Consider the following 22,302-nt stretch of genomic DNA (forward strand, 5'->3'; position numbering starts at 1 on the left):
GCAGCCATAAAACGAAAAGCGAGTCCAGGTTTTACACCAAAGGACTCGCTTTCCTTGCACTGCACGTATCCATCAATTTCCCACTTTCTCCTCCAGACATTTCAACAGAAACTTCCGCAGAGTTTTCCGATACTCCCCATATACATCCTTATCAATCATAAGCAGCAGGTTCAGCTCATAAGTCAGTTCTTTGAATGCCCTTTCCAGAGCTTCAAATTTAAAAGCAACTTTATGGGTAGCGTTCTTAATTTGAGCGGCAGTAAGGTCAGCCCTCAGCTTTTGATTGCTCTTGAAGAGCGGCTTTTCTTTGAGCTTGCTGTTCTCAGCCTTCCTTTTCTCCACATCCTGCTCCAGATTTTGTTTTTCCTTCTCCAGTTCCCCAGCCTTGGCCTTCAGGTCGTCACGTTCTTTTTTCAGCTCACTGTTTTCCGCCTTTTCGCCCTCCAGAGCTTTCTGCAGCTCCTTGTTTTCCTGCTCAGTCTCCTCTTTTTCCCGCCGGGCCTGCTCCCGCTCCTTGATGGCCCTCTGCAGCTGGCGTACGGACATATTTTCGATATCCAGTTCGGCAATGAACTCTACCCGCTCTTCTTCCGGAACATCCAGCAGAGTCAGTGCCTGGGAGTAGGATAAAATCTTCAACGTTGATGATTTTGCTTTTTCCTCCCCTGGGGAGTCCCCCCTGGTCTGCCCGTACTCCCGGGCGACTTTTATATATCTCTCTGCCGTAAGCTGGGAATAACTCACATACTCCTGCAGCCATTTTCCCCATTCTCCGTGAGGAAGAAGCGCCTTGGCCTCCATCAGCCGCCGGCCTATCTCCACAGCACAGGATAACTGGATTCTCCCGCTGGACTCTTTATAGTTGTTGATCTCCGCCGCGATGATCTGCGGAGTGCGTTCCTTTACCAAATCATTCATGACAATTCCTTCCCGGTTTTTAATATAGTATATGGACTTGACATGACAGGTGTGACAACTTATAACACCGGCAAAGGGATTATAAAAAAATAAAAATTAAATGCTGAAGAGGCAGGGAATGGGGAAATATAGGCGGATTTTCAGGATTGACTTATATTTCTTACACATGTAATATATAATTATCTTACAAATGTAAGAAATACCGTGATGTAGTGGTAGTCTATTTTGGAATACAGCGTTGGAGGTGCTTATCTTGAAGACAATCCCCCAAATCTCTGAAGCGGAACTGGAAGTCATGAAAATACTATGGGAATTAAAGAGCTGCACCAGCACCCAGATCATAGAAAGATTAGCGGAAGTATCGGACTGGAAACCCAAGACCATCCATACCCTGATTACCCGGCTGGTCTCCAAAGAGGCGGTCAGCGCCGTCAAAATCGATGGTAAATCCTATCTCTATTCGCCTGGTGTCAGTGAAGAGGAATATAAACGCTATGCCAATCAATCCTTTTTGCATAAGCTCTATAACGGTTCACTCAATCTCATGCTGGCCAGCTTCATTAAAGAGCAGCATCTATCCAAAAGCGAGATAGAAGAGCTTAAAAAAATGTTGGATGAGGAGATGTAGACATGGAAGCTGTCTTTAAGATAGTTTTAACCACATCTTTCTATGCCGGCATTGTCGGGATGGTCATACTCCTTGTTAAAAATCTGTTGCAAGATAAGCTCAATCCCCGCTGGCATTATTGGCTGTGGATAGTCCTTCTGGTCAAGTTAATCATCCCCTTCGGCCCGGAAAGCGCCTTCAGTTTATATAACATTCTTGAACCCCTGTCCCAGGAAATCAAATTTTCCTCTGTGCCGGAAACAGTCGGCGATGCAGGCATCTATTCACCGGAGGGGACTCAAGCCGGGGATGAACGGCCTGGGCTGCCGGCCCAAGAGCCCGTTGCTTCAGCCCAAAATCTCCGTACATATGTGGCAGACGCGCTCCCGATTATTTGGCTTTCAGGGTTGCTTTTGATGTTTGTCTGGCTGCTCTATGCCGGTTTTTCCTTTGCCGGAAAGCTAAAGACCCATGCTCAGCCGGCATCCCCTGCTGTTCAGGCCCTACTAGAGGAATGCAAAACAAGGGCTGAAGTAAAAGGGGAGATCGCTGTCTTTATTCAGGATATCGTCAAAGTACCTTCCTTGGTCGGCATGTTCAAGCCAAGGATCTTACTGACTCCGGATACATTACGCCTGAAAGAACAGGATATTTCCTATATCCTGCTGCATGAACTCAGCCATTACAGGAGAAAGGATCTATGGGTTAACTATCTGCTGCTTATCCTGCAAATCATTCATTGGTTTAATCCTGTGATCTGGTACTGCTTTAGGCGTATCCGCCAGGACATGGAAGTTGCGGCAGATGAGGGGGTTTTAAGCTTACTGAAGGTAAGCGAGCATAAAGAGTATGGGAAAGCCCTGCTGGCGGTGCTGGAAACGATCAATACAAAAACGCGATTAATGCCGAGATTAATCGGTATGGTCGATGAACGGAAAAATATCGAGAGAAGGATCAGGATGATTAAAATGGCTGATTTTTTTAAGAGCAGGAGGAAAAGGGTTATTCTCACCGGCATTTTCTGTGTGGTGATTTTAGGTGGCCTTTTATGGACATCGGCTTCGGCCCGGGTGACATCTGATGAGGGCGGTGAGGATACCGATGCCATCTCCCAAAATTCAGCGGCTCAGCCCGTGACCGGTCAATCCATCGAAGAAGCTGTAAGTCTCGCTGTTAAAGAAAAAGGGAAGGGATACCTTGAGGGAGAGGCCCTGACCGAAGGCCACAAGATACTCGAAGTCGAAGAAAAGGACGGGACAGTGATTGCTTACACCGTAGCCAGTATCGGCTGGTTTGGTTTTGAAAATGGTATCTTTACCGGCGTCAGCGGCAGCGGAGCCATTCCCACCGTGATGACCTTTGCCAAAGATGCGAATGGAGAATACAGCCTGCTGGAATATAAGGAAGCTGAGGATGGGGGTGGATATGGGGACTCCATTAAAAGGAATTTCCCGCAAAGATTATGGGATAGCATATTCTCCGGCGAACATTATCCGGAATTAGTGGCGCAGAAAGAAGCACAGGCCAGGCAGTATCTGCAGAGTATCGGCAGGGATGCCCAAGTCAGCCAAGGATATGTGGAGAAAAAACTGGTTGATATTAATGTAGAGGCTTCCAATAGACTGTTTGCCGAGCTTACCAAAGGGGATGCCGAGCTGAACCGGTTCCCTTACTGGATCGGGACGAAAGAATACCTTGATCAGGGAGAGCGGTTTATCTACGAAACTTCTCAGGGTAAAACCAGTGACGGGTACCTGATAACCTTTCGCAAGAGTAAAGATGGCAGGATAGAGCGGGAGTATCAGTATAAAATTGTCGGGAACGAACTGACACTGGTCTTTTTGCAGAGTACCCCGGAACTTAAGCCATAGTCTATTCCCCGGAAGCCCTTGTGCCCTATTTGAACAACACAATCCTATAACCCGTTTTCGTTAGCTTTCCTCGTCTAATGAAGTGATTAAAGGAAAAACTCAGATATCCACAGGATGTTTGAGTTTTTTCTGATATTTTACCTTAAATTAACCTGCTCCTAATCAAAACTTAGCGGTAGTGCGCTATAATCAGTCAATACTATTGTTTCTAAGCGACTTGACCCGAACTGAAATTACAGGGGAGAAATTGCCCATGAACAAGCTGGAGAGGAATTGGATACTTTATGATGTGGGGAACTCGGCCTTTGTCTTGCTGACATCCACAATTATTCCGATCTATTTTAAAAATCTAGCAGCTGCAGACGGGCTCAGCAATGCTGCGTCTACAGCGTATTGGGGCTATGCATCCAGCATCTCCACCATGATCATTGCTATTGTCGGTCCTATCCTGGGCACCGTAGGAGATGTGCGCGGCTACAAGAAAACGCTTTTTCTGATATTTATGGCAATCGGTGCCGCCGGCTGCCTGGCTCTGGCTTTGCCGGTAGGTTGGTTGGCTTTTCTTGGTTTGTATATCATTGGCAAGTCCGGTTTCTCCGGCAGCCTGATTTTTTATGACGCTATGCTGTCGGATATCACTTCTGAAGAAAGGGTGGATCGTGTCAGTTCTCATGGTTATGCCTGGGGCTATATCGGCAGCTGTATTCCCTTTGTGATCTGCCTCGGGTTGATTCTGACTGCCGATGGAACGGGCTTAGGTGCGGCTGCCGCCACACAGCTGGCCTTCCTGATCACGGCTTTATGGTGGATTCTCTGCACCGTGCCGCTCATGGGCAGCTACCGTCAGGTCTACGCTTTGGAAAGCGGCGGCCGGCCTGTTCGTGAAAGTTTATCCCGGTTATGGCATACCCTTACCCATATGCAAAAGCATAAACGTGTCTTTACATTTCTGATCGCCTTCTTTCTCTATATCGACGGGGTTTATACCATTATTGCCATGGCGGCTTCCTATGGAAAAGATGTGGGCATTTCCGATCATAACCTGCTGCTGGCTTTACTGCTTACTCAAGTTGTGGCCTTTCCCTTTGCCATTCTCTTTGCGCGCCTGACGAAGAAAATTGAGGCAACACGATTGATTTCTGCTTCGATTATTGGCTATCTGGCCATCACCTTGTTTGCCCTTCAGCTGGATAGGGCCTGGGAATTCTGGCTGCTGGCAGTCTGTGTGGCTGTCTTTCAAGGGGGAATTCAAGCTCTGTCCCGTTCTTATTTTGCGCGGATCGTACCTAAGGAAAAGGCCAATGAATTTTTTGGAATTTTTGATATCTTTGGCAAAGGCGCTGCCTTTTTCGGTATGCTCTTGATAAGTGTCATCACCCAAATCACCGGCCATTCCCGTTTTGGCGTGCTGGGGCTGGCGGTTTTGTTTGGAGTGGGGCTCTGGGCACTGCGCCATCATGTCCGTGAGAGCAAAAATGCCCAGGAGTTTTAGCGAATACTATCGTTCAGAAAGAAGGGAACCTATGCCGGCTTGCCTGACCCATTACCAGTTTGGCCAGGAGATCCTGGACCGACTTGACCCGGAATTAAAATCATGTGCTCTTGCTTATAAAGGGGAATTTGATGTAGGCCTTCAAGGGCCGGATATTTTTTTCTTCTATAAGCCTTACCGCAAAACCAGGATTGCAGCTTATGGGAATGCTTGCCATGACCAGCCGGCCCTTGAAATGTTCAGACCGATTTTGAAAAAGGTGCATCATAAAGGGCCATTGGCCCATATGATGGGCTTGATTTGTCACTATATTCTTGACGCAAACTGTCACCCCTATGTTTACAAACACAGTTCGGACATGTTCGAGCATCACTTGATGGAAGCTGCTTATGACCGGCATATTCTCACCCGGTCCGGACGTGAGCAGGCGCGGCATCTCACAATCCCGTCCTCCGGATTGGATTTTCAGGCCATGGCTGAACTTTGGCCCGGCATGAGCACAGCAACGATCAAAAAATGTGTAACATCTCAACGGAATTATATCTGGCTGCTGGATCAGCCAAGAATTTTGAGTGTTTGCCAGGCTATTGCCGGCAGCCGCGGGAAATTTACGGCCATGTCCCTGCCGGATGAGCTATCCTGGATTCAGGAAAAGTATGCCCGCAACTTAGATGTACTGTACAGTAAAGCACTTGAGGAAGGTCCGGAGAAAATTCGTCAGGCTTGGGCGCAGATGGGCGCAAGGAATATAGACTTATCTGGGTTTGAATTGAATTATAAGGGAGAGGCTGTTTTTGAAGGCGCTTAAAAGAGGGAAAACGACTAAAAGAGCAAGAAGGACTAAGCACGAGGAGATGGAAGTTATGGAGAACAGTTCAATTCTGAAATCCAATGTCCAACGAGTCAATCGATTCAATGTCATCCTTATCTGGATTATATCCACCCTGCTCTCAGGGCAATCTTTTCTGACCATGGGTACGGTTTATGGCGTAAACGTATTGGCCTGCACCTTTGGAGCAGCGCTTGTGGCAACCCTGGCGCTGCTTTTCAATTTAAAATTCAACAGACATGAGAATATTACGGCACTTATCATTAGTTTTTCCATCGTAGTATCGGCCGCTTATCTGGGGCATATGACTCAAGGGTCAACTACGGCAACTATTTTCATTGTCTATTTAGGTTCATTGGCCATGATCGCCATGTATTTCCGAGTGAGGCTGCTCCTTACCTATGCAGTGCTGTTAAACTTGTTTCTCAGCGTTTTTTATTTTATCGATCCCCAGGGCTTGCTCGGACCAAATCATGCTGTGATGGAGTTTGCCCGCAGGGTAGCGGTTATGGATTTGATCATCATTATTTTCTTTTTCCTTACCAAATGGGGGAATGAATATATCATGGCTTCCTATGCCAAAGAACAGGACGCTCAGGAATTATTGCTGAAATTAACAGCGGCCATGGGCAGGATCGACCAGGATACTTCTGTATTAAATGACAGTATCAGCGAGTCTTATACATATGTTCAGGACATTGAGCAAATGAGCAAACAGACCACAATGGCCGTTGAAGAAATCGCTAAAGGCGTGGGCGAGAACTCTGTGAGTACGGGGAAAATTGTCGATCAGACCAATGAGGCTGTGGCCATTATCGAAGAGACCAGGAAATTATCCACTGAAACAACGAAAGAAGCCCATATGATGAAAGATGTTGTTGTGAAAAATGCTTATGGCATCAAGGAAATGGTTGAGCAGATGAATACCATCGATACGGCGATCGGAGCAACGTTGGTCAACGTATCTGAGTTGCAGGAGCACATGACCAAAATTAACAATGCCCTTGCCAATATCACGACCATTGCAGCTCAAACCAACCTGCTTGCTTTGAATGCTGCGATTGAGGCTGCCAGAGCCGGTGAGGCGGGTAAAGGGTTCTCCGTAGTGGCCAATGAAGTCAGTAAACTTGCCGAAATGAGCGCTACTACCGTCAAGGAAATATTTGAAATCATCGAATTGGTTCAAATGACGACAGCGGCATCCTTGGCGAAGGCTACCCATGGTAAACATGCCGTTGATGCCGGAACAGAAGTCATAGCCCAGATTCAGGAAAGATTTGAGCATCTTGAAGAATCTGCCGAATCCATTGCCGACAGCGTTAAGGAAGAAGATGCTATGATCAGTGCTCTGGCCGCTGCTTTCGCAGAGATCAAAGGACAGCTTGAGAATATATCCACAGTTTCGGAACAGCAGTCTGCTTCGACGGAAGAAATCTTAGCTTCCATTGAGAACCAGAACAGCAAAATCAGTGAAGTCACTCATGCTATGACTTCAATCAGTGAACTCAGCCATAACCTCAGGAGCATACTCAATGCTTAGAAGATGGCTCCAGAGGCTTTAATAACCCTGAAGCTGCCGAAGATACTTCCCTTATAGCTGTATTTATACTTGTCTCACGACACTGTGTCCATCAGGAATGAGCAGATAGCCGCTGCCTTGAACAAATATGCTATAATAAATGTGCATAAGAGAACAAAAGGAAACGGCAGGATTAACTGACGAGGCTGTTCAACTTTTGGAGATCGGAAAGCTGAGAGAAGGAAGCTACTATGGATATTCAGCAGCTGCGTTATTTTGTGGCGGTAGCACAATACGGTAAGGTGAAGGACGCGGCCGATGCCATGTTCATCAGCCGCCAGGCGGTAAGCAAAGCCCTGGCACAGCTGGAGAACGAACTGGGCCAGCTCTTGTTTCAGCGTACCCATAACGGCATCATGCTCAATGAGCGGGGACAACGTTTTGTAGACCGGGCGGAGGTATTGGTACGCGAGTTTGACGTTCTGAATGCGGATATGCGGAAAGATGAGCAGGTTTGCCGTGTGCGCATCTGTTTTCCCTTCACGACATACCATTATTTCTGGAATGTACTTGAGCCTTTTCTGGTCAAAAATGAGGACCGGCTGAGGGTGGATGTCATCAACTGCCTGGATGCCCAGTGCCACATGATGTTTGAAAACAGCCTGGTAGATATGGCTGTCTCCTTTTTGCGTTTTGGCCCGGGAACTGACGACCAGCTGGTGGCCACTTCTCCGATCTTATTTGCTGTGAATGAAAAGAATCCACTGGCTGGTAAGGTTTCTTTAGCCCTGGGTGATCTCGCTCACGTTCCGCTCATTTACTATATGAACGGCTATGAGGACAGCTTTTGGCTGGATAAAAATTGCCGGAAAGGCGATTATGAGGTTAATGATATCCTGCTGGCCTTTGATCTTGTGCGTCAGAACAAAGGAATTTTCGCAGTGCCGGAGCTGGCTGTTCTCCAACCGATGCAGGGTATCGTCTTTTTACCGTATCACGGCCCCAGCGACTACGATAACTTTTACTGTGCCGTTACCGAGCAGGCCGTCCGTGATAAAAGGCGGCGGCAGGCCTGCTTTAATCTGCGGGAAGCGTTGCTTCAAGCCGGCAGCGAAAAATAATCAAGGTGGTTTTTAAAAGATCGCTGCGCAACGTTTGGTTGCTCGGCGGTCTTTTATGTTGCTTTTTTCACAAGAAACTTTGTGATATATAAGACATAGGGGTTCAAGAACTTTGCCCCTGGGTAAAAGTAGGAGAAAGAATACGGAAGAAGAGAGGTAGAAGCAGATGAGTAAGCAATTTTCACGGCGTGATTTCCTTAAGGGCGCGGCCGCTGCCGGCGCCGGTGCCATGACGATGGGGCTGACCGCTTGCAGTCCGGCAGCGGCAGGCAACAGTCCCAGCGGTGCCGGCACTGCCGACAACATGGTGTTGTCTGATCAGACATACCGCAACCTGAAGTGGAAGTTTGAAGTGATGCCTGAGGAATACCCTATTCCCGAAGAGAAAATCACCAAGACCGTTACTCATGATATTATCATTATCGGCTCCGGCATGTCCGGCTTGTGCACCGCTGTTTCCACTAAGGAGAGCGGCGCGGATGTTCGTGTCATTTCCGCGGGTAAGCGTCCCATCAGCCGCGGCGGCTCCAACCACGCCATCGGTTCCAAAAAGCAGAAGGAGCTGGGCATCGACTATACGCCCGACACGGCAAGCGGCCGCCATGCCGCCAAGGTGGAAAAGCACTCTGCAGCCTGCTACATCGACGAACGCAAGTGGTCTACCTGGATCAATAACTCCGGTCCCGCAATGGATTGGATGATCGATAAAATGGCCTCTAAAGGGCTGAAAGTCTGCCTGGAGCCGGGCTATGTGGACCCGGACGGTATTCTGACCGTTCCGGCTGCCTCCCACAGCTTCTACAACGAAGAAGTTCCCTTTGGTATGCTGTTTGGCGCCCCTCTGTGCGCCCAGGCCTACGCCGATATCTTCAAAGACATGGGGGGCGAGATCGATTTTCAGACCCGGGCACTCTACCTTATTCGTGATGATAATAACACCGGCCGGGTTTCTGCTGTTGTAGCGCAGAACCTGGAGACTGGGGAATATATCAAATACAGTGCCAACAGGGCAGTGGTTCTGGCCACCGGAGATTTCTCCAAGGACCCCGATATGATGGCCAAGTATTCCCCTTGGGCCTGGAATCTCTACCGTAACAGCATCGATACTACTAAAGTGGATTACGATGTAGCGCTGGCTTTTAACGGACTGTACCCAGGGGATGGCCACAAAATGGGTTTGTGGATCGGTGCGGGTTGGCAGAAGACCTATCCCAATGCTCCGATGATCAATTGCGGCGCACCGGGCCCTAAAGTCAACTCTATTGACAATTTCTGGGGCATCAACCTTACCAGCGACGGCAAGCGCTACCACAACGAAGTGACGAACTTCTCCTATGGTGCCATCGCCATCCTGCAGCTGCCCGACCATATTGCTTACTCAGTGTGGGATTCCCGCTATGCCTATATCCAGGACATCTGGGAAACTTTCGGCTGTTCAGTGAACAATGAAAACGGCATCCTGGGCGCCACACCGGAGCAGATGATCGCCGGCTGGGAAGCCGATGTGGAAGCAGGCACCTGCTGGAAAGCGAACACCATTGAGGAATTGGTGGACAAGATGGGATTTAAAGGAGAAGCCCGGGCCAATGCCATTGAATCCATCAACAATTACACCAAGTACGCCGAGCAGGGCAGGGATGAAGAATACCATGTCAATCCCTCCGTACTTCACCCTATTAAAACGCAGCCCTTTTATGCGGCCCGCACCCATTTTGGCAAGGATGCCATGACCTTCCTGTGTGTTACAGGCGGTTTGCGCACTAACGAATATATGCAGGTGTGTGAAGATGACGACACCCCAATCGATGGGCTGTTCAACACCGGTATCATGGTCGGTGACTATTATGCAGGCACCTATAATTTCGTTATGCCCGGGCAGAACCTTGGCGGTGTATGCAATTGCTTGTCTTACATTCTGGGCCGGCGTTTAGCCGATCAAAACTTCAAATTCAGAAGCGGCAAGATCCAGCGCGTCAGCACTCCGGAAGATGAATCTGCTCAGAATGACGGATCATCCATGGCTTCTTTGGGTGGTGGGGATGCATCTTACAACGACGGTGTCTATACCGGAACTGGTTCCGGGGGGATGGGCGGCGATGTCAAAGTGGAAGTGACCATTGAGAACGGCAAACTGGCTTCGCTCACCTATACCGACAACGAGACCCCTGAAATCGGTGGCAAGGCTCTGCCCACACTGGTAGAGCAGGCTGTTTCCGCTAACGCCGCCACTGTGGATTCCGTCTCAGGTGCCACGATGACCAGCACCGCCTTTAAAGCTGCTCTGGCCGATGCACTGACAAAGGCGGCGAAGTAAGCGCTCTGTGGAGGAGCACGTGGCTCAATCCTCAAACCAGCCTTTTCTGTTGAGCAAAGTTCATCGGAAACGATAGAATAGAAAAGCGGCAGACAGCCGCTTTTTTCATTCTGGATTTTGCTCAAGTAAAAAATTAGGTTTGCCAACTGATCCCATCTGGGTCACTCAATCTGTCAGGAGGTTCTTTTCCTGAAGGAATTCCATCAGTAATTTTCCGGTCCCCCCCGTTATTTTGAGACAGTTTCGCAAGTGCTCCGGAGTATCAAAAGGGTAAGGATTAAGTGCCCGGCAACATGTTGTTCCAAATTTCGATTCAAAAAGATCATGGAACTCTTTAGTAAGTTCATAAGAGGGCTCTCTGCTTTCTTCAGTACGGGTACGCCCTTTTAATATCCCGAGTACCATAGTCGAACCAGCCAATGCTCCACACATACATCCGGCATGGCCTAATCCTCCGCCAAAACCTGTTGCCAATTTCAATACCTCCGGACTCATGGGACTATTGCACATTTCATTAAAAGCCTTGAAGATCGATTCAGCACAGTTAAAACCTTGTTTGAAATTGTCTCCAGTCCGATTACGGGCTTCTAAAGCTAAATCCTCCATCCCTTACCACTCCCCTCTATTTTTATATTGATACTCCTATATTACTCTGAATATTCAGATAAGTACAGCAAACTATTGCAGAGTTCAGGTGCCAAAGGCATGATAAATGAGTAAGACGGGCCGAGGGGAAAAGCCTTCCATCCGGTCAGCCTTTCCCCTCGGGAACATGCCCTTCCAAAATTCGACAACATCGAATTTTGCGAATCCTAATTATCGTGAAGAATTCCTGTGAATATATTCGATTTCATTCAACAACATATCGAAATCCGTTACGTGAATTTTCCCAAGAATATCTTCTTTTTTAACCGAACCCATAAGTTCTTGCCTCGTAACGTGTATTAATTTAAACCCAAGCCCCCATGAAGGTTTCAAAAAACCTGATCTTCGCCAATTTAAAATAGGTATTTTGAATTGATCAAAATATTTAGGAGGATCATTGGGAGGAATACTTGTAGTAGATACTAAGATGAAAAGGTCTTCGCCTTCCTGCATCATGATTATGGCGGGTCTTCTCTTGGATTCCTCTGGTACATCGTCGAACCCAACATCAAAATAAAAGACATCGCCTAAACTAAACCAGTGCATCTAAGCCCTTTTACTCTCCCTCATTGACAATATATCTGTGGTCTTTATTCTTTCTATCGAACAGAAATTTCCCATCCTTAATTGCCACTGGTCGAACAGAGATTTCCTTTAATTTCTGTGATGACAGTGATGTTTTTCTATATCCCTGGTCTTTTACAGCACCGTTCATGTTCTCGTCCTCCTCATTTGACAATCTTTCTTCCTTATTATCCATATCATACCACCTTCGATAGGTTTGTTCAATAATTAGTATGCCCACAAAAGATCAAATAGAAGAGAACAATCCCTAAGATGCGTTCAGAGGCTTTTTATAGCTGCATAGTTATCAAATATAGTGCTGTATCGGCGAACGAGTGCAACCCTTTACGGCATTCCCTGTATTGTTATAAAAAGACAGTAATTCACTTTTTCCCCTCGAACCAGCCTTTTCTGTTGAGCAAAAGTTCATCTGATGTCAGATGGATGAGAAGTTCCTCCAGCGCCGAAATGCTCGCTAAAACACAGATAATGTACATCAATACCTCTGAATGTGAAAAAGAAAGCAGTAATGGGAATAGAAATAAGAGCAAACCTGTAGCTTTATTGCCATAGGTATGAAGACTTGCCAAACTGTTATATTTTATCCGGGCAACCATCATTGCCGCCAAGCGAATGACACCGATAAAAATAACCCACAGGAGAATAGCTGTCCCCGGGTTGAGGATTGGCAAAAGTATAACGAGCAATACCCCGGCCATGACCAGGTCGGCCAAGGAATCAATCTTTGCCCCAAGGGTGCTTGTGGTTCCTGTCTTCCTGGCAATAAAACCATCAAGCATATCGCTGAGTCCGCAGGCAATATACATGACGTAAAAGCTCAGGCTCAATGGCTCCAGGAAAAGCAAACCCAAGGAAAGGAATATCCTGCTTAATGACAGCCAATTGGGTATTGATTTCAGCATCCGTTCATCGCTAGAGTTCATCAAACCACCCCTTAAGTGTATTATGATGTATATAATACACTGTTGCAAATCCATTAATAGTTATGATTGCTTTCATTTATAGCAGTCCTGTGCCTTGCAGCTTTATTACAGAGTAATCATCAGGCAAAGACGCGGGACATCTGGTTCTCTCTCACGATTACATAAACAGGCGGCAGTTTAGACCGAGGTCTTCAGCTGCCGCCTGTTCAGCTCAATAGAGTTATTTGGCTGTCAGTTCACTGACCAGCTTGTTGTGAGCTGCCTGCTTTTCAGCAAGGCCTTTCTTATCGCTGATGATTTTTGACCATTTAATAAAGGCGTCAATCACAATGACTATGAAAAGCCCGGCCAGTACGATGGAAATAATAGAATTGACGGTCTTGCCCCCGGGTATATAGACCTGGGTCAGATTAAAATAGGAAGCATATAAGGTTGTGATCGAGAGGAAGACAAAGGGAATGAAAGTCGCTAAAGCGTAAGATATTCTCCCGGTATTTTTGAGGATAAGCGTTGTTCCAACGACTAAGCCCAGGGAAGCAAGGAGCTGATTGGAGACACCGAAGAGGGGCCAGACCGTGGAGATATCTCCTCCGTAAAGCAAGTAACCCCAGGCAAAAGAGACCAGTGCCGCAGAAATCAGTGCTCCCGGCATCCAATTCACTTGCTTAAAAGGTTTATAAATCGCTCCAATCATATCCTGAACCACATAACGGGCGGAACGGGTTCCGGCATCCACCGCTGTTAGAATGAATACCGCTTCAAACATGATGGCAAACTGATACCAATAGGCGATCAGATGATTCAAACCGGGAATATTGCTGAAGACATAGGACATGCCCACGGCCAGGGAAACGGCTCCGCCGGGACGCCCCGCCAATTCTTCACCAATCAGTTGGGAAAGCATGGGCAGTTTATCGACAGCCATCCCCAGCTTGGCAAAAACCTCAGGAGAAGTGTTGATGGCAAAGTAATCACCGACAGGAAGCGCTGAAGCAGCGATTAAAGCCATGATGGCCACAAAAGACTCAACAAGCATCCCGCCAAAACCGACGATTTTAATATCCCTCTCATTATCCAGGATTTTGGGAGTCGTTCCGGCGGCAATGGTGCTGTGGAACCCGGAAATTGCCCCACAGGCGATGGTGATGAACACAAAGGGCCAAACCTTGCCGGCGATGATGGGGCCGCCTCCATTGATGAATTCAGTGACAGCCGGCATTTCCAGAACCGGGTTAACAATAATAATTCCTAAAGCCAGCGCTCCGATGGTACCGATTTTCAGATAGGAACTCAGGTAATCCCGAGGAGCAAGGAGGAGCCAGACCGGCAAAGCGGCGGCGAAGAAAGCATAAACGGGGAGCCCCAGCTTGATCACGGTTTCACTGTAGTTGAAAAACACACCAAGGGCCGAACCTTTCACATAGGGTCCGAAAAAAACAGCCAAAAGGATTAGAACGACACCGATGAAAGAGGCTTCACCAAGTTTTCCGGGGCGAAGATAACGCATATAAATTCCGATAAAAATGGCAATGGGGATGGTCATGGTTACAGTAAATGTCCCCCAGGGATTGTGTTTGAGGGCGTGGACGATGACAATAGAAAGCCCGGCCATGGTGATCAGCAAAACGAATAAGACCGCGATCCCAGCAGCAACCCCGGTAATAGGGCCGATTTCTTTCTTGGAGATTTGTGCCAAAGATTCTCCATTGTGACGTATTGAAGCAAAGAGGACCACCATATCATGGACCGCGCCTCCCAGCACCCCGCCGATCAGAATCCAAAGAGCACCGGGGAGGAAGCCAAATTGGGCTGCCAGAACCGGACCGACCAAGGGCCCCGCTGCGGCAATAGCGGCAAAGTGGTGGCCGAAGGTTACCCAGCGGTTGGTGGGAACAAAGTCATGGCCATCCTCGAGGCGCCTGGCTGGTGTGGGAAGATTGGGGTTGACTGCCAGAACTTTAGCAGCCAGGAACGTTCCATAGAGTCTGTACCCCAACACCAGTACACATGCTGCAGCAATAAGCAGATAAAGGGCATGCATTTTTTTCACTCCTTCTCTTTCTCAGTTTGTTTCGCTAATTGCGACAACATTAGTATACTTGCCGTCCTCTATTTCGGATGAATTGCTGCAAAAAACATAAGAAACAGTGTTTAACAAGCAGGATTTCCTGTTTGACCTGAGGGCAGAGCATGGCGGCAGGATCTCCTGGCATTGGTTCGAAGTCAAAAAGCAGTAAAAATAAAAACGATTCCAATCCTCTGTCAAGGATTAGAATCGTCAAAAGCTGGGCGGAAGTAAAGACCGGCTAAAAATTCAAGCGCTGGCGTACCTCTTTCAGATAAGTCCGGCTCACTGGAACAGAAGAGGCCTTGTCATCGGCCATCAGCAGATTATAGGTTCCGTTAAACCAGGGGATCACCTCGCGGACCTTGTCCGGATTGACCAGATAACTTTTGTGGGTGCGTAAAAAGCCCAGCTTATCTTCCAGTTCACAGAGATTATAGTTGGTTTTGTATTCTTCGCTGCAGGTCATGATCATGACATGGCGCGCAGTGATAGAACAGAAGATGATTTCCTGAGGATTCAGCAATAGAATCCGTTCGTTCAGCTCTACCGGTATTTTCGCGTCCCGGGGCTTCTCCAGCAGAGCCAGAATGCGGTTCAGAGAATCGGCAGCAGGCCGGCTGAGGAGGCGTCGGATTTTTTCCATGGTCATCTGCAGGCGTTCTTCATCAAAAGGCTTGAGGATGTAATCCACCGCATTGACCTGAAAGGCTTCCAGTGCATGCTGATCATAGGCTGTGGCAAAAATAATGATGGGAAGCTCTGAAGGCTTGAGCATGGTCAGCAGTTCCCGGCATACGGCGAGTCCGGTCATATCCGGCATCTGAATATCGAGAAAAACAACCTGGGGCCTCAGCTTAAGTATTTTCCGGAGGGCTTCCTGACCATTGTCGGCCGTATCATCGATAACCACCCCTGGTACCCGTTCCAGCAGAAAGATCAATTCATCCCTGGCCGGAGCCTCGTCATCCACAACAAGTACATGGATCATTCTTCGGTCACCTCGCCGTTTTCTAATATTGTCTATTCTCTGATTATGACTTATTCTATTAAATAAAGAGCGCCTGAGTCAACCGCTGAATCATCGGATTGGCGGCGAAAATTGGTTGCCTCCTGAAATCATCAACCGGTGCCTCAGTGGTCAATTGCTGAACGAACCGGCAGAAAGGAGCGTACTGACTGTGTATCTGCTGTTTCTCATGATTGAACATATAGGACTGATTGTGGCGATCGCCTTTATCCTGACGCGCTTCAGTATGTTCCGCGACCTGATGGACCATAAGCATGATTCCTGGACTCTGGTCAAGCTTGCTATTCTGTTTGGCTTGTTTGGAATTATCGGAACCTATACGGGAATTTCTGTCCAGATTAAATCCGATGCTCTTTTCTGGATTCCCCGTGTTGACACGATGGCTTTTGATGAAGCTCTGGCCAACTCGCGGGTTGTCGGTGTGGTCATCGGAGGGTTGTTGGGAGGCCCCTGGGTAGGCTTGGGAGCAGGGGTCATTGCCGGTCTGCACCGGATTACCCTGGGTGGATTTACCGCGCTGGCTTGTGGGATGGCCACGATTGTTGAAGGTCTGCTGGCCGGTTTTGTGCATATGAAACTGGGCAATCGCCGCATTATTACCCCGGGTAAAGCCCTGCTGACCGGAATTGTGGCTGAGATGATGCAGATGGTGATTATTCTGCTCATCGCCAGACCCTGGGAAAACGCTTTGGCTCTGGTTCAGGTTATTGCTTTGCCGATGATTCTGGCCAATAGTGCTGGCATAGCTATTTTCGTGGTGATTATCCGCTCTGTGGTTATTGAAGAGGATAGGATTGAAGCGAGCCAGGCCCAAAAGCTCCTGGGTATTACGGATCAGATGCTGATTCATCTCCAAACCGGGTTGACTGAAGCTTCGGCCACCGAGATATCCAAGCTGCTTTTGAAAACCACGGGGGTATCCGCTGTTTCCATTACCGATCATGAGAAGATTCTTTCTCATGTGGGAATTGGGGATGACCATCATCTTCCCGGTCACGCCGTATTGACGGAAGCGACCAAGCGGGTTTTGCAGAGCGGCAAAATGTCCATTCCCAAATCCATTGATGAAATTCACTGCCCGGAAAAAGGCTGCCCTCTGGCGGTGGCGATCATCGTGCCGCTGAAAAAAGCGGGTGAGGTGGTCGGGGTGCTTAAATTCTACTTTTCCAACCCCAAGCAGATAAAGCCGGTTGATGAAGAGGTGGCCCAGGGGCTGGGCAGGCTTTTGTCCCACCAGCTGGAAGTGGTCTCCGCCCGCAATCAGGCTCAATTGATCCGCGAAGCGGAAATTAAAGCCCTGCAAGCCCAAATCAATCCGCATTTTCTCTTTAATTCCTTAAATACGATCGTTTCCTTGATCCGGAGCCAGCCGGATTCGGCGCGCAAGCTGCTGATTCAGCTTGGGCATTTCTTCCGTCAGAATCTCAACGCTTCTCTCCATGAGTTTGTCACGCTCAGACAAGAGTTTGCTCACGCCCGGGCCTATCTGGATATCGAGCAGGCTCGCTTTGGCCAGCGTTTAAGCGTGAAAACCGAACTTAACCCTCAGCTTGAGGAGGTGCCCCTGCCGCCCCTTACCCTGCAGCCCTTGATCGAGAACGGGATCAGGCATGGTCTTAAGGGCTTGGAACGAATCGGGGAGCTCATTATCAGTGTTCGGGAAGAGGACGGATATGCGCTGATCGCTATTCGGGATAATGGGATTGGCATCTCTCCGGAACGAGTCGGGGAGCTTCTGCACAGCCGGATTCAATCTCAGGAGGGAACGGGATTGGCTTTATACAATGTCAACCAGCGGCTGATTCATCATTTTGGAGAGGAAGCGGGCCTGCATATCGAAAGCGAATTGGAAAAAGGGACTTGTATCTGGTTCAAAGTCCCAATACACAAAGCCTTAGATTTAGAAATGAAAACGCTTAATCAATATTAGGTAAAAGTACTATATTTTGCTCATAAGCATTACTAAGATCATTGTTTCTTAAATTTAACAGGAGCGCCAAGGCTAGGGGAAGCTATTCGTCTGGTTTGAGTAGAATCAAATTAACTATCAAATTAACTATGCTCTGAAGGATATTAAGAAATTGCAAAATATTCTTATAATGGCTATAATTAAGATGTTGCTTAAAGAGAGTACAACAATAGCTGGTGACTATTTTAGCAATATAAAAATGAGGAGTGAGAGAAATGGAATGGCTGACCCTAAGTATTGATGGGCGCGAAGTCAGCGTACCTAAAGGAACGACGGTGCTGGAAGCTTGCCGAATGCATGATATCACGATTCCTACCTTGTGCCACGACCCGGAGCTTACCCCTGCCGGAGCCTGCCGCCTGTGTGTCGTTCAGATTGAAGGCATGCGCAATCTGCCGCCATCCTGTGTTACCCAAGCAACCCAGGGCATGGTGGTTCATACTCAAAATGAGAAAGTAAGAAAAGCGCGCAAAACTATTTTAGAGCTGTTGGTGGCCAATCACCCCTTGGACTGTATGACCTGCCAGAAAATGGGCGATTGCTCTTTGGCTGAGTATGCCTATGAGTACGGGGTAAAGGGTGAAATATACCGGGGAGAGAGGCGGCGGCTTCCCATCGAAGATTCCAATCCTTATATTTTGCGGGATCTGAATAAATGCATCCTGTGCGGAAAATGTGTTGCCACATGTGGAGCTGTGGCAGAAAGAAGTGTCATCGGGTTTGCCAATCGTGGTTTTCATGCCAAAGTGGCTACCGTTATGGATACCGACCTGAAGGATTCCACTTGTGTCTACTGTAACCGCTGTGTGGCCGTTTGTCCGGTTGGAGCTTTAATTGATAAAAACACCCTTGGTAAAGGCAGAGCCTGGGAGGTCCGGAAAGAAGAAGTCATCTGCACCTTCTGTGAAGCAGGTTGTAAGTTCGAAATCAATTCCAAAGACGGCAAAGTCATCGCAGTTACTGCCAAATCAGCATCCAGTGGACGGCCTCTCTGTCTCAAAGGGCGGATTGGTTCTGATTTCCGTTATAACCCCGAGCGCAAAGAAAAACCCTTTGTCAATAAGGATGGAGAGTTTGTCCAAATTACCTGGGCGGAATTCCTGGGACTGGGGGATATTGCCGAGAAGCTTGCCTTGCTGGCGGAGTAACAGGCTGGTTGTTTGATACTGTTGACAGCATGATAGCATCTTTTGCAGACGGCGACTGGCGGATGTCAGAAGCCGTCTTGTTGTTCATACACCATATGGCTAATACTTTATCTATCCTGGGAGATCGGACTAGATGCTAAAGCTAACGGCCTGCATCTGCAGACCGTTTAGTTTTTCCGCTACTTGCCTCTGTGCTTAGCTTTGGCTTTAAGAGGTCGAAGTTGACAACACAAGGGGGGAGAAAGCTTGAGCAATTTGCCCTGGAGAACATGGTCATAAGGCAAACTATCCCAGACATATAGTATTAGAAAGGGAATGCCTTGGAGGTGAGGAGGGTGCTGTCCCCCAGCCTGGAAGATTACTTGGAAGAAATCTACCGGTTTTCTATGGAGAATAGTGTGGTAAGAGTAACGGATATCAGCAAGAAGCTGGGCGTATCTCTGCCCTCGGTGTCCAAGGCTCTGCATAAACTCAATAATCAGGGTTATATCAATTATCACCGCTATGGCGAAATTGTCCTTACCGAGCAGGGATGTCTGAAAGGCAATTACTTAGTGGAGAGAAACCAAATGCTGCAAGAGTTTCTGGCCCTGATTCAAAGCCAATGCGATATTCCCGCTGAAACCGAAGCCATCGAGCACTATATATCGGATTCAACGATCCAATCCTTACGCCGGCTGGTTACTTTTTTTAAGGAAAACCCAGCTTGTTATGAAGCTTTCCTCCGCTTTGAGTATGAACAAAATTAAACATAGACTTGAATAACGGTCAGGCTTTTGCTGAACGTTTCTTTTTTGTACAAAAATAGATAATAATTACTAAAAAATAATCCGATAAAAATTGTATAAATTCAACAATTGGATTATAATGTGAATATTGGTATTATACCCAGGGTTTAAGTCGAATTTTGATGATATGAGGAGGAATGAGATGAAGAAACGATTGTTGATCATGGTGCTTTGGCTGATAACAGCAGGCACCTTGCTGGCTTGCTCCCCTCAAACAGAGAATGCTCAGTTTGTTGAGGAGTCACAAACCCGGTTAATACCCGGTACATACCGCGCTGAGTTCGACCAGCCTGACAGCCGGGGCTGGACGCCATTTTTGGTTATGGAAATAAATGACGAAGGAAAAATAGCGGAGGTCAATTTTGATTACATATCTACGGAGGGAACCTTCAAAACCCAGGATGCCGACTATAACCAACGGATGACGGCTGCCAACGGACTAGGCCCCCAAACATATTGCCCGCGCTTTGCCAAGAATCTGATCATCTATCAGGATCCGGCTCAGGTAGACGGAATCACCGGCGCCACCTCCTCCTCCCAGGAGTTTAAACAGTTGGCCCAGGCAGCTTATGCTGCGGCGGAAAAGGGCAGCCAAGGAACGGTCTATCTCTCCCATATACCAGAAGGCGATCAGGGGAGCGGGGAGGGAGATTCATGAAAGCCATTGCTAATCTTAAGGTCAGTACCAAGCTGGTGATGAGTTTCTGCTTGCTGGCCTTGATCACCTTTGCGGTGGGAGGGCTGGGGGTCTTTAACACACTGCGCCTCCAGGAAATGGATCAGGAACTGTACACCTATCAGACCTTGCCTTTGCTGGAGCTGCGGGTAATTCACGGCTCATTCGAAGAAAACAGGGCGTACATCAGAGACATTATCCTGGAAGAAGATCCTGCTCAGATCGAAACCCACTTAAAAGCTATTGAGCAAAACCGGCAAATAATTGACCAGGCGCTGGCAACCTTTGGGCAAAGCCTGCGCACCGAAGAGGAGACGCTGCAGTTTACCTATCTGGACAATGTCCTGGAAAATTTCGATTACCATCTGGACCAAGTGATGGAACTTTGCCGCCATGGCAACAAAACCTTTGCTTATACCGTATTAGCTCAGGATGGCCCGAAACTCTCGGCCAATTTCAGCGCAGCCATCGATAACCTGTCGCTGATTAAGGAACAAACCGGCCATGAGGTGGCGGCTGCCAATAAAGCAAGAGCAGAATCCGCCTTCTGGCAGACGATAATTTTTGTGCTGGGGGCTGGAGTCCTGGCTGTGGTACTGGGTGTCACCATTTCCAGACTGATCAGTACCCCGCTGTCCGCTTTGGCCAAGGCGGCCAATGAGATCGCTTCAGGCAATTTGGTCAGTCAAATTCCGGCCAAGTACCGAACAGCCAAGGATGAGATCGGGCAGTTGGGTATGGTATTTCAGACGATGACTGAGAATATCCGGAATTTAATTCACCAGGTTCATGAATCGGCCGGAATGGTAGCCGCATCTTCCGAGGAGTTAAGCGCCGGCGCCGGACATGCTGCCGAGGCCGGCTCCCAGGTTGCCCATGCGGTCAGCGCAACTGCCGATGGCGCGCAAGTACAGGTTACCGCTTTATCTGAGACCATGGCAACCGTGGAAAATATGGCCAAAGTAATAGAGCAAATCGCGGCCAACAGCACCAGCGCCACGCTGATCGCTGAAAAAGCAGCCCAGGCGGCAGTTCAGGGCAGCAGCAAAATCGACACAGTGGTCGTCAAAATGGCGGACATTAAACAAAGTGTTGAACAGTCCGCTTTGGTCGTCTCAGAACTAGGGACCAGATCCAAGGAAATCGACCAGATTGTGTCAACCATTTCCGGATTGGCGGCTCAAACCAATCTTCTGGCGCTCAATGCCGCTATTGAGGCGGCCAGGGCTGGTGAAGAAGGGCGCGGGTTCTCTGTTGTCGCCGAGGAAGTCCGCAAATTGGCCGAGCAATCCCAACAGGCTGCCAAACAGATTGCTGTTCTGATCCAATCCATCCAGATGGATACGCAAAGGGCCATGACTGCTATGACGGAAGGGACTTCCGAAGTGCAGGCCGGCTATGCTGCTGTCAATGAGGCCGGTGGGGTTTTTGCTAATATTGCTGCCTTGGTTCGCACAGCATCCGATCAGATCATGGAGATATCGGCCGGTGTGGAAGGAATGTCTATGGACAGCCATAGTATGGTTAATTCAGTCAGCAAGGTAGAGGAAATCAGCCGGCAGACCTCCGACCAAACCCAGATGGTGTCGGCAGCTACCCAGGAGCAGTCCTCTGCCCTGACGGAAATTGCCTCGTCAAGCGGAGCCTTGGCTCAGTTGGCGGATCAGCTGCAGCAGGCAGTAAGCCGTTTTAAAATAACCTGATTCATAACCACTCACCTTACGGGGCGTTTTCTGTATAACTGCAGGAAACGCCCCTTTGCTGTTCCGGGGAATGGTGACAGCGGCTTTATTACTTAAACA

At 48.3% G+C, this 22,302-nt stretch carries 19 protein-coding genes; 12 read left to right on the plus strand and 7 right to left on the minus strand.

Translation table 11 applies throughout. From position 1 onward, the window contains the following. Positions 1-72 precede the first annotated feature (72 nt). Positions 73-918: a DUF3102 domain-containing protein gene (locus DESLBE_RS24000; protein WP_005813141.1), complete on the minus strand. Its 846-nt coding sequence runs from the start codon at positions 916-918 to the stop codon at positions 73-75. Positions 919-1,171: 253 nt separating this feature from the next. On the opposite strand from DESLBE_RS24000, the gene DESLBE_RS24005 reads away from it, so the two are divergent. The 7 genes from DESLBE_RS24005 to DESLBE_RS24035 all read left to right on the plus strand — a co-directional run bounded on the left by DESLBE_RS24005 (position 1,172) and on the right by DESLBE_RS24035 (position 10,671). Then, positions 1,172-1,546, plus strand: a complete 375-nt coding sequence (locus tag DESLBE_RS24005; protein ID WP_144678424.1) for a BlaI/MecI/CopY family transcriptional regulator — start codon at positions 1,172-1,174, stop codon at positions 1,544-1,546. Positions 1,547-1,548: 2 nt separating this feature from the next. Next, positions 1,549-3,396, plus strand: a complete 1,848-nt coding sequence (locus DESLBE_RS24010) for a M56 family metallopeptidase (protein WP_144678425.1) — start codon at positions 1,549-1,551, stop codon at positions 3,394-3,396. A 253-nt stretch (positions 3,397-3,649) separates the two neighbouring features. Continuing rightward, on the plus strand, positions 3,650-4,888 hold the full coding sequence (locus tag DESLBE_RS24015; protein ID WP_018307046.1) for an MFS transporter: 1,239 nt from the start codon (positions 3,650-3,652) through the stop codon (positions 4,886-4,888). A 31-nt stretch (positions 4,889-4,919) separates the two neighbouring features. Next, on the plus strand, positions 4,920-5,696 hold the full coding sequence (locus DESLBE_RS24020) for a zinc dependent phospholipase C family protein (protein WP_018307047.1): 777 nt from the start codon (positions 4,920-4,922) through the stop codon (positions 5,694-5,696). Between the two features lie 55 nt (positions 5,697-5,751). After that, positions 5,752-7,257, plus strand: a complete 1,506-nt coding sequence (locus DESLBE_RS24025) for a methyl-accepting chemotaxis protein (RefSeq protein ID WP_018307048.1) — start codon at positions 5,752-5,754, stop codon at positions 7,255-7,257. 230 nt (positions 7,258-7,487) lie between these two features. After that, positions 7,488-8,357: a LysR family transcriptional regulator gene (locus DESLBE_RS24030; protein ID WP_011460468.1), complete on the plus strand. Its 870-nt coding sequence runs from the start codon at positions 7,488-7,490 to the stop codon at positions 8,355-8,357. A gap of 166 nt (positions 8,358-8,523) precedes the next feature. After that, positions 8,524-10,671: an FAD-binding protein gene (locus DESLBE_RS24035; protein WP_015944783.1), complete on the plus strand. Its 2,148-nt coding sequence runs from the start codon at positions 8,524-8,526 to the stop codon at positions 10,669-10,671. A 165-nt stretch (positions 10,672-10,836) separates the two neighbouring features. Here the strand turns inward: DESLBE_RS24035 and DESLBE_RS24040 are convergent, their stop codons facing one another. From DESLBE_RS24040 to DESLBE_RS24065, 6 genes are all read right to left on the minus strand, one after another. Next, positions 10,837-11,277 carry a C-GCAxxG-C-C family (seleno)protein gene (locus tag DESLBE_RS24040; RefSeq protein ID WP_005813157.1) on the minus strand — a complete coding sequence of 147 codons (441 nt, stop codon included), beginning with the start codon at positions 11,275-11,277 and terminating at the stop codon, positions 10,837-10,839. A 210-nt stretch (positions 11,278-11,487) separates the two neighbouring features. After that, positions 11,488-11,862: a hypothetical protein gene (locus DESLBE_RS24045; RefSeq protein ID WP_015944782.1), complete on the minus strand. Its 375-nt coding sequence runs from the start codon at positions 11,860-11,862 to the stop codon at positions 11,488-11,490. A 10-nt stretch (positions 11,863-11,872) separates the two neighbouring features. Beyond that, complete coding sequence (locus DESLBE_RS24050) at positions 11,873-12,076, minus strand: hypothetical protein (RefSeq protein WP_005813162.1); 204 nt, start codon at positions 12,074-12,076, stop codon at positions 11,873-11,875. A 187-nt stretch (positions 12,077-12,263) separates the two neighbouring features. Next, positions 12,264-12,824 carry a CDP-alcohol phosphatidyltransferase family protein gene (locus DESLBE_RS24055; protein ID WP_072772713.1) on the minus strand — a complete coding sequence of 187 codons (561 nt, stop codon included), beginning with the start codon at positions 12,822-12,824 and terminating at the stop codon, positions 12,264-12,266. Between the two features lie 220 nt (positions 12,825-13,044). Continuing rightward, positions 13,045-14,865 carry a carbon starvation protein A gene (locus DESLBE_RS24060; protein WP_144678426.1) on the minus strand — a complete coding sequence of 607 codons (1,821 nt, stop codon included), beginning with the start codon at positions 14,863-14,865 and terminating at the stop codon, positions 13,045-13,047. A 265-nt stretch (positions 14,866-15,130) separates the two neighbouring features. Then, positions 15,131-15,880: a LytTR family transcriptional regulator DNA-binding domain-containing protein gene (locus tag DESLBE_RS24065; RefSeq protein ID WP_243131374.1), complete on the minus strand. Its 750-nt coding sequence runs from the start codon at positions 15,878-15,880 to the stop codon at positions 15,131-15,133. 190 nt (positions 15,881-16,070) lie between these two features. On the opposite strand from DESLBE_RS24065, the gene DESLBE_RS24070 reads away from it, so the two are divergent. The 5 genes from DESLBE_RS24070 to DESLBE_RS24090 all read left to right on the plus strand — a co-directional run bounded on the left by DESLBE_RS24070 (position 16,071) and on the right by DESLBE_RS24090 (position 22,203). Next, complete coding sequence (locus DESLBE_RS24070; protein ID WP_243131375.1) at positions 16,071-17,849, plus strand: LytS/YhcK type 5TM receptor domain-containing protein; 1,779 nt, start codon at positions 16,071-16,073, stop codon at positions 17,847-17,849. A 254-nt stretch (positions 17,850-18,103) separates the two neighbouring features. After that, positions 18,104-19,036 (plus strand): 2Fe-2S iron-sulfur cluster-binding protein, encoded by a 933-nt coding sequence (locus tag DESLBE_RS24075; protein WP_072772710.1) that lies wholly within the window; start codon positions 18,104-18,106, stop codon positions 19,034-19,036. Positions 19,037-19,371: 335 nt separating this feature from the next. Continuing rightward, a complete protein-coding gene (locus tag DESLBE_RS24080; protein WP_015944779.1) occupies positions 19,372-19,785 on the plus strand; it encodes an iron dependent repressor, metal binding and dimerization domain protein in 414 nt (137 codons plus the stop codon). A gap of 181 nt (positions 19,786-19,966) precedes the next feature. Further along, positions 19,967-20,482: an FMN-binding protein gene (locus tag DESLBE_RS24085; RefSeq protein ID WP_035214187.1), complete on the plus strand. Its 516-nt coding sequence runs from the start codon at positions 19,967-19,969 to the stop codon at positions 20,480-20,482. Beyond that, positions 20,479-22,203: a methyl-accepting chemotaxis protein gene (locus DESLBE_RS24090; protein ID WP_144678427.1), complete on the plus strand. Its 1,725-nt coding sequence runs from the start codon at positions 20,479-20,481 to the stop codon at positions 22,201-22,203. The genes DESLBE_RS24085 and DESLBE_RS24090 overlap by 4 nt, the downstream gene beginning before the upstream one ends. Positions 22,204-22,302 lie beyond the last annotated feature (99 nt).

The sequence above is a fragment of the Desulfitobacterium sp. LBE genome (genome assembly GCF_007830365.1).
Lineage (GTDB): Bacteria > Bacillota > Desulfitobacteriia > Desulfitobacteriales > Desulfitobacteriaceae > Desulfitobacterium > Desulfitobacterium hafniense.

Bases quoted from the DNA above. Each gene is read 5' to 3' on its own strand.
- DESLBE_RS24000 (WP_005813141.1), bottom strand. From the start codon at position 918: ATGAATGATTTGGTAAAGGAACGCACTCCGCAGATCATCGCGGCGGAG.
- DESLBE_RS24010 (WP_144678425.1), top strand. From the start codon at position 1,549: ATGGAAGCTGTCTTTAAGATAGTTTTAACCACATCTTTCTATGCCGGC.
- DESLBE_RS24015 (WP_018307046.1), top strand. From the start codon at position 3,650: ATGAACAAGCTGGAGAGGAATTGGATACTTTATGATGTGGGGAACTCG.
- DESLBE_RS24020 (WP_018307047.1), top strand. From the start codon at position 4,920: ATGCCGGCTTGCCTGACCCATTACCAGTTTGGCCAGGAGATCCTGGAC.
- DESLBE_RS24025 (WP_018307048.1), top strand. From the start codon at position 5,752: ATGGAGAACAGTTCAATTCTGAAATCCAATGTCCAACGAGTCAATCGA.
- DESLBE_RS24030 (WP_011460468.1), top strand. From the start codon at position 7,488: ATGGATATTCAGCAGCTGCGTTATTTTGTGGCGGTAGCACAATACGGT.
- DESLBE_RS24035 (WP_015944783.1), top strand. From the start codon at position 8,524: ATGAGTAAGCAATTTTCACGGCGTGATTTCCTTAAGGGCGCGGCCGCT.
- DESLBE_RS24040 (WP_005813157.1), bottom strand. From the start codon at position 11,277: ATGGAGGATTTAGCTTTAGAAGCCCGTAATCGGACTGGAGACAATTTC.
- DESLBE_RS24045 (WP_015944782.1), bottom strand. From the start codon at position 11,862: ATGCACTGGTTTAGTTTAGGCGATGTCTTTTATTTTGATGTTGGGTTC.
- DESLBE_RS24050 (WP_005813162.1), bottom strand. From the start codon at position 12,076: ATGGATAATAAGGAAGAAAGATTGTCAAATGAGGAGGACGAGAACATG.
- DESLBE_RS24055 (WP_072772713.1), bottom strand. From the start codon at position 12,824: ATGAACTCTAGCGATGAACGGATGCTGAAATCAATACCCAATTGGCTG.
- DESLBE_RS24060 (WP_144678426.1), bottom strand. From the start codon at position 14,865: ATGCATGCCCTTTATCTGCTTATTGCTGCAGCATGTGTACTGGTGTTG.
- DESLBE_RS24065 (WP_243131374.1), bottom strand. From the start codon at position 15,880: ATGATCCATGTACTTGTTGTGGATGACGAGGCTCCGGCCAGGGATGAA.
- DESLBE_RS24075 (WP_072772710.1), top strand. From the start codon at position 18,104: ATGGAATGGCTGACCCTAAGTATTGATGGGCGCGAAGTCAGCGTACCT.
- DESLBE_RS24085 (WP_035214187.1), top strand. From the start codon at position 19,967: ATGAAGAAACGATTGTTGATCATGGTGCTTTGGCTGATAACAGCAGGC.
- DESLBE_RS24090 (WP_144678427.1), top strand. From the start codon at position 20,479: ATGAAAGCCATTGCTAATCTTAAGGTCAGTACCAAGCTGGTGATGAGT.